Origin of the sequence: Mycetocola sp. BIGb0189 (genome assembly GCF_024810155.1) — a bacterium.
GTDB lineage: Bacteria > Actinomycetota > Actinomycetes > Actinomycetales > Microbacteriaceae > Mycetocola > Mycetocola lacteus.
Genome location: NZ_JANUED010000001.1, coordinates 126375 through 141293, shown reverse-complemented (window position 1 = coordinate 141293; position 14919 = coordinate 126375). Strand labels below are relative to the sequence as shown.

At 66.2% G+C, this 14919-nt stretch carries 16 protein-coding genes; 7 read left to right on the top strand and 9 right to left on the bottom strand.

All coding sequences use genetic code 11. The annotated features are described in order from the left end of the window. Positions 1–47: 47 nt before the first annotated feature. Positions 48–1040, bottom strand: a complete 993-nt coding sequence (locus tag M2390_RS00600) for an NAD(P)H-quinone oxidoreductase (RefSeq protein WP_259176293.1) — start codon at positions 1038–1040, stop codon at positions 48–50. A 154-nt stretch (positions 1041–1194) separates the two neighbouring features. Between M2390_RS00600 and M2390_RS00595 the strand changes: the two genes are divergently transcribed. Continuing rightward, positions 1195–1518: a PadR family transcriptional regulator gene (locus M2390_RS00595; RefSeq protein WP_121688353.1), complete on the top strand. Its 324-nt coding sequence runs from the start codon at positions 1195–1197 to the stop codon at positions 1516–1518. Between the two features lie 11 nt (positions 1519–1529). Continuing rightward, positions 1530–1868, top strand: a complete 339-nt coding sequence (locus tag M2390_RS00590) for a DUF1048 domain-containing protein (RefSeq protein ID WP_259176289.1) — start codon at positions 1530–1532, stop codon at positions 1866–1868. Positions 1869–1929: 61 nt separating this feature from the next. On the opposite strand, the gene M2390_RS00585 is transcribed toward M2390_RS00590, so the two are convergent. From M2390_RS00585 to M2390_RS00565, 5 genes are read right to left on the bottom strand one after another with little or no spacing between them, the layout of a single operon-like run. Continuing rightward, positions 1930–2448 carry a VOC family protein gene (locus M2390_RS00585; protein ID WP_259176288.1) on the bottom strand — a complete coding sequence of 173 codons (519 nt, stop codon included), beginning with the start codon at positions 2446–2448 and terminating at the stop codon, positions 1930–1932. A gap of 23 nt (positions 2449–2471) precedes the next feature. After that, a complete protein-coding gene (locus M2390_RS00580) occupies positions 2472–3461 on the bottom strand; it encodes an ABC transporter permease (RefSeq protein ID WP_259176286.1) in 990 nt (329 codons plus the stop codon). A 3-nt stretch (positions 3462–3464) separates the two neighbouring features. Further along, a complete protein-coding gene (locus M2390_RS00575) occupies positions 3465–4985 on the bottom strand; it encodes a sugar ABC transporter ATP-binding protein (RefSeq protein ID WP_259176284.1) in 1521 nt (506 codons plus the stop codon). Next, on the bottom strand, positions 4985–6046 hold the full coding sequence (locus M2390_RS00570) for an ABC transporter permease (RefSeq protein ID WP_259176282.1): 1062 nt from the start codon (positions 6044–6046) through the stop codon (positions 4985–4987). Before M2390_RS00570 ends, M2390_RS00575 begins: the two co-directional genes overlap by 1 nt. A 22-nt stretch (positions 6047–6068) precedes the next feature. Further along, positions 6069–7172 carry a sugar ABC transporter substrate-binding protein gene (locus tag M2390_RS00565; RefSeq protein ID WP_259176280.1) on the bottom strand — a complete coding sequence of 368 codons (1104 nt, stop codon included), beginning with the start codon at positions 7170–7172 and terminating at the stop codon, positions 6069–6071. 378 nt (positions 7173–7550) lie between these two features. Between M2390_RS00565 and M2390_RS00560 the strand changes: the two genes are divergently transcribed. After that, positions 7551–8585, top strand: coding sequence for a zinc-binding dehydrogenase (locus M2390_RS00560; RefSeq protein WP_259176277.1), 1035 nt, complete (start codon positions 7551–7553; stop codon positions 8583–8585). Between the two features lie 60 nt (positions 8586–8645). Here M2390_RS00560 and rbfA read toward each other — a convergent pair whose 3' ends face one another. From rbfA to M2390_RS00545, 3 genes are read right to left on the bottom strand one after another with little or no spacing between them, the layout of a single operon-like run. Beyond that, positions 8646–9077 (bottom strand): 30S ribosome-binding factor RbfA, encoded by a 432-nt coding sequence (rbfA, locus tag M2390_RS00555; protein ID WP_030142927.1) that lies wholly within the window; start codon positions 9075–9077, stop codon positions 8646–8648. 50 nt (positions 9078–9127) lie between these two features. Further along, complete coding sequence (locus M2390_RS00550; protein ID WP_259176273.1) at positions 9128–9961, bottom strand: tyrosine-protein phosphatase; 834 nt, start codon at positions 9959–9961, stop codon at positions 9128–9130. Then, positions 9958–11286, bottom strand: coding sequence for an MFS transporter (locus M2390_RS00545; RefSeq protein ID WP_259176272.1), 1329 nt, complete (start codon positions 11284–11286; stop codon positions 9958–9960). Before M2390_RS00545 ends, M2390_RS00550 begins: the two co-directional genes overlap by 4 nt. A 163-nt stretch (positions 11287–11449) precedes the next feature. Between M2390_RS00545 and M2390_RS00540 the strand changes: the two genes are divergently transcribed. The 4 genes from M2390_RS00540 (at position 11450) to M2390_RS00525 (ending at position 14826) form a co-directional block, all read left to right on the top strand. Then, positions 11450–13288 carry a glycoside hydrolase family 3 protein gene (locus tag M2390_RS00540; protein WP_259176271.1) on the top strand — a complete coding sequence of 613 codons (1839 nt, stop codon included), beginning with the start codon at positions 11450–11452 and terminating at the stop codon, positions 13286–13288. An 8-nt stretch (positions 13289–13296) separates the two neighbouring features. Further along, positions 13297–13920 carry a TetR/AcrR family transcriptional regulator gene (locus M2390_RS00535; protein ID WP_259176270.1) on the top strand — a complete coding sequence of 208 codons (624 nt, stop codon included), beginning with the start codon at positions 13297–13299 and terminating at the stop codon, positions 13918–13920. A gap of 146 nt (positions 13921–14066) precedes the next feature. Then, positions 14067–14249 carry a hypothetical protein gene (locus tag M2390_RS00530; protein ID WP_259176269.1) on the top strand — a complete coding sequence of 61 codons (183 nt, stop codon included), beginning with the start codon at positions 14067–14069 and terminating at the stop codon, positions 14247–14249. Then, entirely contained in the window at positions 14218–14826 is a 609-nt protein-coding gene (locus tag M2390_RS00525) for a Fic family protein (protein WP_259176268.1), read from the top strand. The genes M2390_RS00530 and M2390_RS00525 overlap by 32 nt, the downstream gene beginning before the upstream one ends. Positions 14827–14919 lie beyond the last annotated feature (93 nt).

Below are 14919 nucleotides of genomic sequence, written 5' to 3'. Positions count from 1 at the left end.
GCACACCCCGAGGTGTGCGGGCAGTGCTGTTTAGCTTTTGCGGGACCCTACTCGCCCACGCGGCAGTCCAGCAGCACCTTGCCCAGGTGGGTGCCGGTGTCGAAGTGGGCGTGGGCCGCGGCCACCTCGGCGAGCGGATAGATCGAGTCGGTGACCGGTCGCACCTGGCCCGATTCCAGCAGCGGCAGGACGATCCGGCGCACGGCGTCGATAATCTCGGTCTTCTCGGCCACGGATCGATCCCGCAGCGTGGTTGCCGAAACGCTCGCCTTTTTGGTCATCAGCGCCCCGAAGTCGAGTTCACCACGTGCGCCACCCTGCACGGCGATGGTCACGATCCGGCCGCCGCGGCGCAGTGCCTGGACATTGCGCTCCAGGTAGCTCCCACCCACGGTGTCGAGGATAATATCGGCGCCGCCGTGCTCGGCCATCACCTCGGCGAAGTCCTGCTCCCGATAGTTGATCAGGATCTGCGCCCCCAGCAGTCGCGCCTGTTCAAGCTTGGCGGTGCTACTCGCGGTCACCGCCACCTTTCCACCCAGGGCGTGCACCAGCTGGATCGCGAAGACCCCGATGCCGCCGGTCGCGCCGTGGATGAGCACGGTCTCTCCGGGCTGGAATCTACCCACCAGGTTGAGGTTGGAGACCACGGTGGCGGCCACCTCGGGGATCCCGGCGGCGTGCACCGGATCGATCCGCTCGGGGATCGGCAGGACCTGCCCCACCGGCACACTCACAAATTCGGCGTATCCGCCGCTGGCCAGCAGGGCCATGACCGGCTCGCCCACCGAGGGGGCCCGCTCATCGTCGGCGACGCCCTCACCCAGTGCGGCCACGCTTCCGGAGACCTCGAGCCCCAGGATGTCGGTGGCGCCCGCCGGCACACGATAGTGCCCCTCGCGCTGCAGGGTGTCGGCACGGTTGAGCCCGGCCGCCAGCACCCGAATCAGGACCTCTCCGGGCCCGGGTGTGGGGCGCTCGGTCTCGGTCGCGGTCAAAACCTCGGGACCGCCCGGGCGGTCGGCGTGAACTGCAAGCATGGTGTCCTCTCCCGCCGCGAGACTTCCGCGGCCACTCCCGTCAGCCTACGCCCGACGTCCGCGACACCACGAGCCGAAATCACCCCTTGCATGTTCGGTACTTAACGTTACTATGTACTAGTAGATAGCAACACTGAGTACCGAGAGGATGCCGATGGCCAAGCTGATGACCGAGATGCTGAAGGGCACGCTGGAGGGCATCGTGCTGGCGATCCTCACCGAGAAACCCGCCTATGGGTATGAGATCACCGCGCGGCTGCGCGATGAGGGGTTCACCGAGATCGCCGAGGGCACGATCTATGCGCTGCTGGTGCGGATCGAACAGAAGGGGCTCGTCGATATCGAGAAGCGCCCCTCCGAGAAGGGTCCGCCCCGCAAGGTATTCACGCTTAATGCGAGCGGGAACACCTACCTCGAAGAATTCTGGACCGCCTGGACCTTCCTGTCCGGGCGGCTCGATCACCTCCGCAACGACTAAGGGACAGGAACATGTTTGTATCAAAAATGATCGATGAGAAAAAGCGCTACCGCACCTATAAGGCCCGCACCGCCCCCCTTCCGCAGCCGTACCGGGCCAGCATCGACGCGCTGGAGCGCTACCTGATGTACTTCGGTCCGGGTAAGGGATCCGAACTGATGCTCATGCTGGAGGACCTCGCCGACCTGTTTGAGACCGCGGCTGCCGACGGCACCCCGGTCGCCGCCATCGTGGGCGAGGACCCGGTCGAATTCGCCGAGGCCTTCCGACTCAACTACCCGGTGGGCGACTGGATCATCCGCGAGCGCGAACGCCTCACCCGCGCCATCGCCGAGGCCACCGCCAACTAGTCGGGAACCACGAAACGCCCGCCGCTGACTGATCAGCGGCGGGCGTTCCGTGCGTTCGGTGCTAGTCCTGGTCGGTCCAGCCCGCGGGCAGGGTCACCAGGGATTCGGCGAGCTCGGAGCCGTCGTCGGCCACCACGGGCTGCGGGGTCGCGGCGACGAACTCCAGGCGGATGCCGTTCAGGTCGCGCTTCTCGGTGAACCAGAGGATCGGGCGGCCGCCCTCATCCAGCGATTCACCGTCGTGGCCGATGCCGGCCTCGGCCAGCTCCGCCATCTTCGACTCGACCTCGGGATAGTCGAGGAATCCGAAGTGGTGAAAGCCCTCGCCCTCCGTGGCCGAGTGGGTGCCCTCGCCGTGGAACTCCATCAGCTCGATGAAGGGCGGGCCCTCGGCAGAGAAGGAGATCCGGGCGTCGTGCGGGTGCGGGGTGGCATCGCTGTGGTCGCGCCAGCGCTCGGTGCGGTAGCGGCCGATCGGACCGAAGGTGTAGCCGGTGGCCTTTTCCCAGGCCACAATCGACTCCTCCAGGTTTTCCACCAGGATGCCGATGTGATCGATCAGGCGGGGTGTCTTGGTCATGATTCTCCTTCGAATATGAGGGGCTATTTGACGATGCCGAGGCGGGAGCGGTCGATCGTGAGCACCACGGCGCCGATGATGACCGCGCCGTAGATGATCTGCTCGTATGCCGGGTCGATGCCGATCGCGTTCAGGCCCACGCGCAGCACCACAATGATCAGCGCACCCACCAGGGTCTTCAGCGGGCCACCCACACCACCGGTGATCGCGTTGCCACCGATCACCACCGCCGCAATGGCGGGCAGCATCAGGGTGTCACCGAGCGAGGGGCCGCCCGAGTACTGGCTCGAGGCCAGCACCACACCGGCGAGACCCGAGAACAGACCGCACAGCGCGAACGCGAGGATGCGGTAGGCACGGGTCGGGTTGCCCGACATCAGCAGGGCGTTCTCGGCGAGGCCCATCGTGTGCAGGGCGCGACCGCGGTTGAGAACCCGGATGGCGACCGAGATGAGGATCGCCAGCAGGATCGCCAGCAGCGCCGACACCGGCAGTCCGGCGATGCGCATGTCCGTGACCCAGCCGATCACGTCATAGCCCGCCGAGATGCGGATGGTCGAGGCCGAGGAGAGCGTGAGCGCCACACCGGTCCACAGGCCCATCGCGCCGAGCGACACGATGAACGAGGGGATCTGGGCAAACGCGACCACGGTTCCGGTGAGCACACCGGTCAGGCAGGCGAGGATCGGGACCAGGATCAGCGCGCCTACGCCCATATCCGGAAGCCACAGCGCCAGGAGCACGGTGCTCAGCGAGGACACCACGGCAAAGGACAGGTCGATGCCGCCGGTGAGGATCACGAAGGTCTGCCCGATGGCCAGCAGCAGGATCGGGGCCATGCTCTCCAGCAGGCCACGCACGCTGGCCAAGCTCAGGAAGTTGGGCTGCTGGGTCAGCACCAGCAGCACCAGGACGATCAGCACCAGCAGGGGGAAGACCGCGATGATCCGGTCTTTCACGGTGACGCCGGAGGCCGCCGCCTGACGCGGGCGGGTCGGGGTGAGTATCGCCATGGCCTAGACCATTCCTTCCACAAGATCGACGGGCCGGGGCTTGTTCCCGGGGTGTGCGTCGAAGGTCTGCTGCACCCGGCCGTCACGCATCACGAGGATGGTGTGGCTGAGCGCGATGGTTTCTTCGAGGGTGTCGGCGAGCAGGATCACGCCGATGCCGCGGGCGCACAGCTCACGAATGAAGCCGTACACGTCCTCCTTGGCCCCCACATCGAGTCCTCGGGTGGGGTGGTCCAGGATCAGCACCTTCAGCCGGGGCGAGGTCAGCCACTTGGCCAGCACCGCCTTCTGCTGGTTACCGCCGGAGAGGTTGGAGATGTTGGTGCCGCGGTTCGGCGTCTTGATCTTGAGCTTGCGGATCCACTCATCGGCGGCGGCCGCGGCGGCGCGGGGCTTGAGGAACGGCCCGGCACTCACGGTGGACGGATCGGCGAGGAAAATGTTCTCCTGAACCGACAGTCCCTGGGCGATACCCTCGATCCGGCGCTCGGCCGGAATGTACCCGATGCCCGCGCGCACGGCCTCCACCGGCGAGCGCAGCCCGATGGCTTTGCCACCGAGCGTGATCGAGCCCTGGTCGAAGCCCTCGGCCCCGAACAGGACGCGGGAGAGCTCCTCGCGGCCCGAGCCCAGCACGCCGGTGATGCTCACCACCTCGCCGGCCCGCAGCGTGAAGTTCACATCCTCAAACGCCTTGGTTTTGCCGAGGTTTGAGACCTCCATCAGGACCGGTTCGCCGGTCACGGCGGTCTGCTTGGCCTCGTGGTAGAACTCGGCCGTGCTCTCGCGGCCCACCATCAGGCGGTGCAGCTCGTCCACGTCGACCTCGGAGCGGTCGCGCACGGCCACACACTGGCCGTCCTTGAACACGTAGACGCGGTCGGAGACCCGGAGCACCTCGTCGAGGCGGTGCGAGACAAAAACGATCGAGGCGAACTTGCGCAGGCGATCGATCTGGTCAAAGAGCACTTCCAGCTCGTCGCCCTCGAGTACGCTGGTGGGCTCGTCCAGGACGATCACCGGCTCGGAATCTGCGCGTTCCTCGACCGAGAGGGCCTTCGCAAGCTCCACCATCTGGCGCTCGGCAAAGGTCAGGTGCTCGACCTTGGTCTTCGGGGAGATCGGCGAGCCGATCTTGTCCAGCTGATCCTGGGCGAGCTTGCGCAGCGTGCCCCAGCGGTAGACACCCGCGGCCACTCCGGCTCCCTCGACCCCGAGGAAGATGTTCTCGGCCACCGAGATCGAGGTCACCAGCGACTGCTCCTGGTGCACCATCCCGATACCCGCCGCGGCGGACTCGGCCGCGGTGCGGAACGTCACCTTTTTGCCCTCACGCAGGATCTCTCCCCCGTCGGGCTTGTAGATGCCCGAGAGCACCTTCAGCAGGGTCGACTTGCCCGCACCGTTCTCGCCGATCAGGCCCACCACCTCGTGGCGGCGCAGCTCGAAGGAGATGTCGTCCAGGGCCACAACCCCGCGGAACTCTTTACGGAGGTTACGAACCTCCAGTACCGTATCGGTCATTACTTAATCGCCCTTACTCGCTTGCGCAGCGACCAACCGGTCGCGACCACGGCCACCACGATGACCAGGCCCTGCACGGAAATCTGTACGTACGGGTTGACACCCAACAGGATCAGGCCGTTGGCCAGCACGGTGATGATCGCCGCACCCACCAGGGTCTTGCCCACGCCGCCGATGCCACCCACCAGGGCAGTGCCGCCGAGAACCACAGCGGTGATCGCGGTGAACTGGAAGCCCGCACCGATCGAGACGTCGCCCACACCGAGCTGCATCGCGGCCATGACGCCGGCGATTCCCGATCCGGTTCCGGCCAGGACAAACGAGAGCACCTTATAGCGCTCGACGTTGACACCGGACAGGCGTACCACCGGCTCGTCGCCACCGATCGCGTAGCCGTAGCGGCCCACGCGGGTGAACTTCTGCACCAGCAGGGCCACGATCAGCACCAGGATGGCGATCAGGGCGAGCTTGGGGAAGATCCCGAAGTTGCCAAAGCCCAGCCCGCGCAGGCCGTCATCCATCAGGCGCGGAGCCCGGCCACCGAACAGCACGGTGGCCAGACCCACGCCGATGGCGCCGGTACCCAGGGTCACCATGAAGGAGGGAACCCGCAGGTAGACGTGCAGCACACCGTTCAGCAGGCCAAACAGCGAGCCGGTGAGCACCCCGGCGATGAGCGCGATAAAACCGAGACTCAGATCGTTTCGATCGTTGCTGGCCAGCAGCACAAACACCAGCGAGGAGGAGGCCATCACGCCCTCCACCGAGAGGTCCAGGCTGCCCAGCAGGATGACAAAGGTGAGGCCGATCGAGATGACCAGCAGAATCGAGAGCTGGCTCAGCAGGCTCGACGCGTTGGAGACGGAGAAGAAGTTGGGGGTGGCGATCGAGAAGAACGCGATCAACACCACCAGCGCGACCGCCGGGCCCCCGCCGCCGATCAGGCCGCGTACCCGGGCCAGGGTGCCGGGAGTGGTGGGATCCGGGGGCGTCGGACCAGGGGTCCGCGAGGGGGTGCCGGTGGCGGGAGCGTCCGCAACCTGGGGACCGGATTGAGACATGAAATTCCTTAGCTAATCGGGCTTAGTTGATCGGAGCGGAGAAGCGCTTGAACGGGTCGTCCAGGTCGGGCTTCAGCGCCTCCAGGGTCGGTGCCTGGGTGAACTTCTCGACATTGTCCTTGGTCACGATCGACTGCTCGGCGTAGAACGCACGCTGGTCGTGGCTGAGCTTGGAGACGTCGATCTCGCCGGTCGCGGCCTTATAGGCCAGCGAGAGCGCCGCACCACCCTGCCACCACGGGTCGGTCGAGACGGTGGCAACGTACTTATTGGTGCCGCTCTTGATCTCATCCAGGGCCTGCGGAACCGCGTCGAAGCCGATGATCGGCACCTTGCCGGCCATTCCCGCGGCCTTCAGCGCCTCCAGGGCGCCGAGGGCCATCTCATCGTTGGCGGCCCAGACACCCTTGACCTTGTCGCCGTGCTTGGCGAGCAGGGTCTGGGTCACCGAGAGGGCCTCGGTGCGGCTCCAGTTGGCGGTCTGGTCATCCAGCAGGGTGATGCCCGGGTTGGCCTTCAGGGCCTCCTGCAGACCGGCAAAGCGCTGCTTGGCCGGCTTGTTGTCGAGGATTCCCTGGAGGGCGATGATGCCACCCTCGCCACCCATCGAGTCGAACAGGGTCTGCGAGACGTCCTTGCCGATGCCGGTGCCGTCGAAGGCGATGTGGGCGACCCAGTGGTCGCCGATGTCCCACGGGTTGAGGTCGTCGGGCTTGTTCCACTGGGTCACGACGTAGCCGCCGGCCTCGGTCACCGCACGCACGATGGCCTCGGTGTCCGAGGAGGTGTTGGGGTCGATGTTCAGCGCGTAGACCTGACCCTTGGCCGCGAGGCCCTTCACCAGCGAAAGCTGCTTCTGCGAGTCGGCCTCATCGGAGAGCACGATGACCTTCTTGTCAACGCTCTCACCGAACAGGTCACCGCCGGCGGCCCAGTTGGCGTGGTAGGAGTTGGAGAGGCTACGGATGCCCTGCACCAGCAGGACGTCGCCCTTTTCTCCGCCCGCGGCGGGCTTGTTGTCATCGGCCGCGGATGAGCAGGCGCTCAACCCGATGGCCACGGCCATAATCGTGGCGATTCCGGCCGCGCGCTTGGTCCAGCGCGGGAAAGATCCAAGTGTGTTCATGGGTACCCAGTGCTCCTTCACTTCGTTGTGACCGGCGGGTGCTGGGGAGCGCATCTCGCCGGTGAGATAGTCGGGGCGGCGCTGAACTAAGATCGATTCACTGCCGAATTTCGCGGCCTTTCGCTGCCCTGGAAGCGATTATGTAGCAAGACTACGTAGATGTAAAGCTCACCGACGCGAACGCCTAGGTAGCACTCCCCCAAATCCGCGTCGCTTCGTCCGAACAATCGGCAATAATTCCCGCAAATACGGGGTTTTGATCCGTCATTTTGGATAAATTGCCAATCTCCGAATATTTTTCGATCCGATGGTTCCCCGGGCCTAAAATGTAGCTATACTACAAACACACCGTTTTCACATTCAATGTCGAAGGAAACCATGAGCATCAGCGAATCCACCCGTCGTCGGGTCAAAGTCAGCGACGTAGACACCCTTGAGATCGTTGTCGAACCCGTTCCCGAGGTTCTGGAGGACGAGGCCCTGGTCTCGCTGCTCGTCTCGGGTGTGTGCGGCTCGGACACCCACGCTCTGCGCGGCCACCACCCCGTCATGAAGCCCCCGTACTACCCCGGCCACGAGGTTGTGGGCATCGTCGAGGCCGTGGGATCGGCCGTCACCAACGTGAAGGTCGGCGACCGGGTAACCCCCGAGCCCACCCTCCCCTGTGGCGAGTGCAAGATGTGCCGCACCGGCCGCGAGAACATCTGTGACAACCTCGGCTTCTTCGGCTGCGGTTTCCGCGAGGGCGGCATGGCCGACCTGTTCACCGTGCCCGCCGACCGCCTGCACATCGTCCCCGCCGGAATGACGGACAAGCAGGCCGCGATCATCGAGCCGCTGGCCACCCCGGTTCACGCCGTGCGTCTGGCCGGCGACCTGACCGGCAAGACCGTCGCCGTGCTCGGTGGCGGCACCATCGGCCTGCTCGTGCTGGCCGCCGCCAAGTACCACGGTGCCCGCGCCGTGGTGATGACCGACATGCTTGAGCAGAAGCGTGAGCACGCCCTCAAGGCCGGTGCCGACGCCGTCTTCGACGCCGCCTCCCCGACCCTGGTCGCCGACATCCACGAGTTCTTCGGCGAGACCGCCGACGTGGTCTTCGACTGCGTCTCGATCCAGCCGACCATCGACTCCGCCTTCGCCCTGACCGGCAAGGGTGGCACCGTGGTGGTTGTGGGCGTGCCCCAGCGTCCGGTCACCGTCCCGCTGCCCGCGATGCAGGACATGCAGGTGAAGCTGCAGGGTGCGGCCACCTACCTGGCCGAGGACTATGCCGAGGCGATCGAGATCATCGCCGCCGGTGGCGTGGACGAGGACATCATCATCACCAACACCTTCCCGCTCGAGCGCGCGGCCGACGCCTTCGCCGCCTCGCTCACCGGCCTCGAGGTCAAGGTGCTGGTTACCCCATAACCCACCCACACAAAAACCCCGCATCCGATTTCTCGGATGCGGGGTTTTGTTGGATGAGGACTAGTCCTCTTCGGTTTCGCGGGGCTTCACGTACGGGTCGGCCTCGCCGGCGTACTGTGCGGTGGATGCCTGGGCGCTGGTCGCGGTGTCGCGCTCGTGCGCCTCACGCAGCAGGTCCTCGATGTGCTTGGCGTTCTCCGGAATACCATCCAGGATGAACTCCAGCGACGGGGTCAGCCGCGAGTTGATGTTACGGCCAACCTCGGTGCGCAGCATGCCCTTGGCGCGCTCGAGGGCCTTGGCGCTGTCCGCGCGCTCCTCGTCGCTGCCGTACACCGTGTAGAACACGGAGGCGTGCTGCAGGTCACCGGTCACCTGCACATCGGTAATGGTGACAAAGCCGAGTCGCTGATCGCGTAGTCCCTTGTCCAGTCGCTTGGCGATGACCTCCTTGATACGGTCTGCCAGCTTCTTTGCGCGGGGGTTAGCCATGATGATCTCCTTGCCTCCCCATCGACGAACTCGATCGGGCAACCCCCAGTCTAGAGCAGCGACACCCCCGAAATATAACCCGCACACGCGGGTCCGGTGAGGGTGGGTGCGACCAGGGCCGCATCCAGCTCGGCCAGTTCGGCCTCGGTCAGGCCGTGGACCGCCAGGTATCCGCGAGCCCCGGAGGAAGCGTCGGGATACTCGGCGTCCAGGCCCACCAGCAGTTCCGCCATAACCTCCGCGGGACTGGCCGATACCAGTGCGCGGATCCCCTCGGTCAGCGGAACACCGTGTGCGGTGATCGCGGCGAACATCCGCTCGGCCCACTCCCCCGCCAGGTTCTCGGCGGTCTGCGCGTAGTTCTCGACCACGGCCGCGCGCTCGGTGCCCACCGCGTCGAGCAGCAACGCGACGCTCACGCCGGTGCGGTCCTTTCCCGCGGTGCAGTGGATCAGCGTGGCCCCGTGCGGGGCCGCGGCGATGACCGCACGGGCGATCTCGGCGATCACCGGCCCGGCCTCGGTCAGGATGCCCCGATACAGCGTCTCCAGCGAGGGAATCTGCGCGAGCATCGCCGCGGTGGGATCCTCCTCGCCGGAAGCACCTCCACTCGGCAGGGCACCGGCGGCCAAATCGATCCGGTGTAGCTCGCGGGCAATCGCCTCGAGTGCGCTCGGCAGGCTCGCGCGCTCGGTCTCGCTGCGCAGATCGATCACCGTGTGCAGCCGGCCATCCAGGAGCGCAAGGTCCGCCTCGGTGAGTACGGGGACCGCATCCGAGCGCCACAGCACGTTGGGACGAATCACTCCCCCACCCCGCACCGGCAACCCGGCGGTTTCACGGGTGTTAAAGGTCGCGCTCAGGGCGATGCGTTCGTGACTCATGCGCGCACCTCGGCGGCGGGAACGTCGGTGCCCACTCCGGCGGCGGCCTGCTCGGTCTTGCCTCGACGCAGCGCGGGCAGCAGCCACGGCACGGTGATCAGCGAGCCGAGCACCAGCACGGTGGCCACGATATAGAGGGCGGCATAGTTCTTATCGCCGCCGGAAATCGGGTCGCCGTGTCCGATCATGATGATCAGCGGGGCGGCAATCGGGGCCAGGGACTGCGGCAGGGTCTTGGCCACGTTGAACACACCGAGGTAGCGCCCGGCGTCACGGGCGGGGATCGTGCGCAGGGCGATGGCCAGGTCCACCGCGTAGTAGCAGCCGAGGGCGAATCCGGCCAGGGCGGTGCTGATCCAGAAGACCGAGAGGCTGTCGGTGAACGCCTTCATCATCAGGCTGATTGCCAGCAGCACGGCCGATCCGACCAGGAAGGGCACGTAGTTGCCGCGGCGCGAGGCCAGGTAGCCACCGGCAAAGGCCGCCACGAAGTTGAGGGTCGCCCCGACCAGGGTGGACAGGGTCACCAGCGGGGTGGCGTGCGGGACGTCGAGTCCCAGGCGCAGCATCAGGTAGAAGAGTCCGAAGGTACCCACCACGGTGTAGCCGAACTGCATCGCGAAACGCTGGATCCAGGCGAGGGTGAACAGCGGATAGGTGAACGGGTTCACAAACATCGCGGTAAACACCGTACGCAGACGCACCTTGGGCACCGCCGAGGCAGCCACGGCGGGGTCGGGGATCTTCCAGCACACCAGCACGGTCACGATCACGGCCACCACCGGCATGAACAGCATGATCACCGGGATCGACCCGGAGAAGATCGTGGACACCAGCAGGGCGGGCACGAGTCCCAGGAATCCGAACGCCCCAAACAGACCCGAGGCGCGGGCACGCTGGTGCTCGGGAATCTGATCGGCGAGCAGCGCGCTGAGCGAGGCGAGGGCGGCGTTGTAGCCGATCTGGGCGATCACCCAGGCGGCCACCAGCACGGCCAGGTTCGGCGCGAAGGTCGCGATCAGCGCACCCAGCAGGCCGAGGGTGGTTCCGGCCACGAGCCACGGGCGACGGCGCCCGAATCGGCTGGTGGTGCGGTCGGAGAGGTAACCGAAGATCGGATTGGACAGCAGGGCTGCAATCGCTCCCGCGGCGGTGACCGCGGCAAGCCCGGCCTCCTTACCGCTCTCCGGGACGAGCTGCAGCACGCGCAGCGAGAGGCCCACGACGAGCGGGGTGGCGAGCGATCCCAACGCGACCAGCTCCAGGAGGGAGAACGCGAGGATCCGGCGCATGGGGACGGTGCCGGACGGGGTGGGGAGGGACATGTCTGAGGGCTTCCTTTCGTGAAGTTGGGCTCAGTTCAGCAGCGCTTCTTAACATCCCGGATAAGACTTAGTGACCACTAAGTTAACTTCGGCCAGCGCTTGTCCTCCGCTGCCTAGGCTGGCATGAGGCGGTCATTCAGCCGTCGCGATTTCAAGGAGCAGCATGACCCAGATCCCCCTGATCGAGCGGATCCTCGCCTCGATGACCCTCGCCGAAAAGGCCGCGGCCCTGTGTGTGGCGCGGATCGTCGCGAACCCCGATGGGAGCCTCTGGGAGGGGGATGATCCGGCCGCACCCTTTGGTTTTGTGCCGGCCACCGAGCTGATCGTGAACCGGGGCATCTCCTCGGTGCTGCTGATGAACGCACCTCCGGCCGAGGCCATCGCCACCTGGCACAATTCTCTCCAGGACCTTGCCGCGCGCACCCGCCTGGGGCTGCCCGTGCAGGTCGCCTCGGATCCGCGTCACGGGTCGCGCTTCAACGTGCAGACCGCGTTGGTGAGCTCGGGCCTCAGCCGCTTCCCCGAACCAATCGGATTCGCCGCCGCCGATGACCCGTCCCTGACCGAGCGGGCGGCGCGAGCGATGGCGCGGGAGCTGCGCGCGTGCGGGATCAGCGTGGCCGTGCACCCCATGGCGGACCTGGCCACCGAGGCGCGCTGGGCGCGCATCTCGGGCACGTTTGGCGAGGACCCGGAGCGTGCCGGACGCATCAGCGCCGCCTGGGTTCGCGGCCTGCAGGGCGACACCCTGGGCCCGCACAGCGTGGCCGCCACGGTCAAGCACTTCCCCGGTGGCGGGCCGCAGCGAGACGGACTCGACTCGCACTTTGCCGAGGGTGCACACACCGTCTATCCGGGCGGACGCTTCAACGATCACGTGCGCCCGTTTGTGGCATCATTCGACGCGGGTGCCACCCGGGTCATGCCCGGCTACGCGGCCCCGCTGGGCACCCCGCATGAGAGCGTGGGCTTTGCGTTTGCCCACTCGATCATCACCGATCTGCTGCGCGGCGAGCTCGGGTTCGAGGGCCTGGTGGTCACCGATTTCAACGTGGTCACCGGAATGCGGCTGCCCGCGCTGGGGATCGAACTGCCGGTGCGCGCCTGGGGCGTGGAACACCTGACGCCGATCCAGCGGGTGGGACGCCTGTTTGCCGCCGGTGTGGACCAGCTTGGCGGCGAAGACGATCCCGCCCTGATCATCGAGGCGGTCGCCGCCGGGGAGGTCACCGAGGAACGCCTGGATATCTCGGTGCGCCGCGTGCTCGCCGACCGCCTGGCGCTGGGCCTGCTGACCGAGGCGGAAGCTTCCTCCGCCGAGGACTCGGTGGTGCGCCTCTCCCCCGTGCACGTGGATCCTGCCCGGGCCGCGTTCCCGGCGACCACCGCCGAGCACCGGGCGGTGGCCCTGGCCACCCGCCGAGCAAGCGTCGTGGCGCTCACCGGTGAGGCGCCGGGCCGGGAGGGCATGCGACTCTACGCCGAGGGCATCCCCGCCGAAACCCTCGCCGCCTATGGCGAGGTGGTCACCGATCCGGCCGAGGCCGACCTGGCGATTATCCGGGTGGACGCCCCCTTCGAGGAGCGCGAGGGCCTGCTCGCCGGTGCTTTCCATGACGGCGCGCTGGAGTTTCCGCCCGCGCAGCTCTCACACCTGCTGACGCTGTGCGCCACCGTTCCCACGGTGATCGACGTCTATCTGGAGCGCCCCACCGCGCTGCCCGAGATCGCCGAGGCGGCGACCGCGCTGCTCGGGACCTTCGGGGTCGAGGATGAGATTGTGCTGGATGCGATCTTTGGTTATCAGCCGGTGAACGGAACCTTACCGTTTGATCTGCCCCGGTCCACCGCCGCCGTGGCGGCCTCCCGAACCGACGTTCCCTTCGATACCGTGGATCCGGTATTCCGTTTTGGACACGGCCTGATCTGGCCCGGGGGTAGCCCTCGGCCAGTCACGAGGGTCCTGGCCGGCACGGAATCGGTGTCCCCGAGCGAGTAGAGGTTTTGATGAGCACGTCTGAGTCGAAGGTTCCGGCCAAGACCCCGCGCCCCAGCGGGCTCAAGCGGCAGCGGCGAATCATCGAGGTTGCGGCCGAGCACTTCGCCCGGGTGGGCTATACCCGGGCGACCGTGGCCAAGATCGCCGCGGAGGTCGGGGTCACCGATGCGGGCGTGCTCCACCACTTCGGGAGCAAGGAAAACCTGTTCAACGCGGTGGTCGCCCACCGCGAGGACGCCTACGCCCGCCACGACCCCTCGGCCGCGACCAGCGTGCGCGACCTGATGGACCGCCTGATCGCCGGTGCCGCCTCGGCCGCCGACGAGCCCGCACTGCTGCGCTTCCGCGCGGTCCTAAGCGGTGAGGCCCTGCTGGAGGACAGCCCCGCCAGCGGACACCTGCGTCACGTCCTGGAAACCTCTCTCGCGACCCTGGTGCCGATCGTGCAGCGCGGCATCGACACCGGCGAACTTGTCCCCGACACCGACCCGCAACAGTTTGTGCTGGAGGCTCTCGCCCTGAACGAGGGTGTGCGCGGCCAGGTCGTGGTCTCTCCCGAGGTCATCGACTACATCCCCGTCTTCACCCGATCCCTCAACCGCCTCTACGCCTCGGTTGCATTGAGACCCTAACAACCCGCACCGCACGGGCCCACCGCGCGTGGTCGGGAGCGACACGCAAATGAGGCTATCTCCCCGTCGAACCTGACATACACTGGACCCAGACCGGCCATCACCAGGCTAATGAGCCGGCGCAAGTTTTGCAGAGGGAGACAGCGATGACCGATCAAAATGATCGTCAGATGATCGTCAGCCAGGCAACACACAGCGCCCTGCTTGAAGGCCTCATTGTTAGTCAGGCGTTCGCAAACGACAGCGATGACTACGTTGCCGGTACCATCACCGCCGATGAGCTTGTCGAGAAGACCCGTGTTCGGTTCGGACTCGTCGGAAGCGCCTGATCCGTATATAGATCCCGTTTCCCGGGTGCTCCATAATCTTGTGGGCGCTCGGACCCATCAAGCACTTCGTGATGCCGAGAGCGACCTCGCTACCGCACGCACGATTCAGATTCAAAACGAACGCCTTGTCGCTGCGACGAGAGACTTCGCCGAACTGTGTGAACTTCATCGCAACCTGTTTCAGGACGTATTTGCATGGGCCGGTGTGCCGAGACAAATCGATTTTGCGCGAGGCACTGGCGAATCGTTCGCACCCTACGCGCTCGTGGAACGTGGGGCCAAAAATCTCTTCGAGGGCTTGGCCGGCGAGGACCATTTGCGCGGGCTGGGCCGTGGTTCATTCATAGAAAAGCTCGCCTATTACTACAACGAGTTGAACTTCCTTCATCCGTTTCGGGATGGAAACGGCAGGACACAGCGACTCTTCTGGTCACGGGTCTCGTTCGATGCTGGGTGGCTCTTGGACTGGCGCCCGATCCATGGCGAAGAGCTGAACGAAGTGAGCCGAATTGCGAGAGAAGATGATGATCTTGGGCCGCTGCTCGATTCTCTCGCGCGCTGTGTGGTCGCGCGCTAGCGGTCACAACAGGATGCGGGGCTACACGCGAAACCACCCCCGCTAAACGACTCCGCCCCCGGCACCAGAAGGTGCGGGGGCGGAGTCGTATGG

What these genes read in the sequence shown, in the direction of transcription:
- M2390_RS00570 (WP_259176282.1), bottom strand. Translation starts at nt 6,046, where the DNA reads ATGTCTCAATCCGGTCCCCAGGTTGCGGACGCTCCCGCCACCGGCACC.
- rbfA (WP_030142927.1), bottom strand. Translation starts at nt 9,077, where the DNA reads ATGGCTAACCCCCGCGCAAAGAAGCTGGCAGACCGTATCAAGGAGGTC.
- M2390_RS00540 (WP_259176271.1), top strand. Translation starts at nt 11,450, where the DNA reads ATGACCCAGATCCCCCTGATCGAGCGGATCCTCGCCTCGATGACCCTC.
- M2390_RS00535 (WP_259176270.1), top strand. Translation starts at nt 13,297, where the DNA reads ATGAGCACGTCTGAGTCGAAGGTTCCGGCCAAGACCCCGCGCCCCAGC.
- M2390_RS00545 (WP_259176272.1), bottom strand. Translation starts at nt 11,286, where the DNA reads ATGTCCCTCCCCACCCCGTCCGGCACCGTCCCCATGCGCCGGATCCTC.
- M2390_RS00600 (WP_259176293.1), bottom strand. Translation starts at nt 1,040, where the DNA reads ATGCTTGCAGTTCACGCCGACCGCCCGGGCGGTCCCGAGGTTTTGACC.
- M2390_RS00595 (WP_121688353.1), top strand. Translation starts at nt 1,195, where the DNA reads ATGGCCAAGCTGATGACCGAGATGCTGAAGGGCACGCTGGAGGGCATC.
- M2390_RS00560 (WP_259176277.1), top strand. Translation starts at nt 7,551, where the DNA reads ATGAGCATCAGCGAATCCACCCGTCGTCGGGTCAAAGTCAGCGACGTA.
- M2390_RS00575 (WP_259176284.1), bottom strand. Translation starts at nt 4,985, where the DNA reads ATGACCGATACGGTACTGGAGGTTCGTAACCTCCGTAAAGAGTTCCGC.
- M2390_RS00550 (WP_259176273.1), bottom strand. Translation starts at nt 9,961, where the DNA reads ATGAGTCACGAACGCATCGCCCTGAGCGCGACCTTTAACACCCGTGAA.
- M2390_RS00530 (WP_259176269.1), top strand. Translation starts at nt 14,067, where the DNA reads ATGACCGATCAAAATGATCGTCAGATGATCGTCAGCCAGGCAACACAC.
- M2390_RS00585 (WP_259176288.1), bottom strand. Translation starts at nt 2,448, where the DNA reads ATGACCAAGACACCCCGCCTGATCGATCACATCGGCATCCTGGTGGAA.
- M2390_RS00565 (WP_259176280.1), bottom strand. Translation starts at nt 7,172, where the DNA reads ATGAACACACTTGGATCTTTCCCGCGCTGGACCAAGCGCGCGGCCGGA.
- M2390_RS00590 (WP_259176289.1), top strand. Translation starts at nt 1,530, where the DNA reads ATGTTTGTATCAAAAATGATCGATGAGAAAAAGCGCTACCGCACCTAT.
- M2390_RS00580 (WP_259176286.1), bottom strand. Translation starts at nt 3,461, where the DNA reads ATGGCGATACTCACCCCGACCCGCCCGCGTCAGGCGGCGGCCTCCGGC.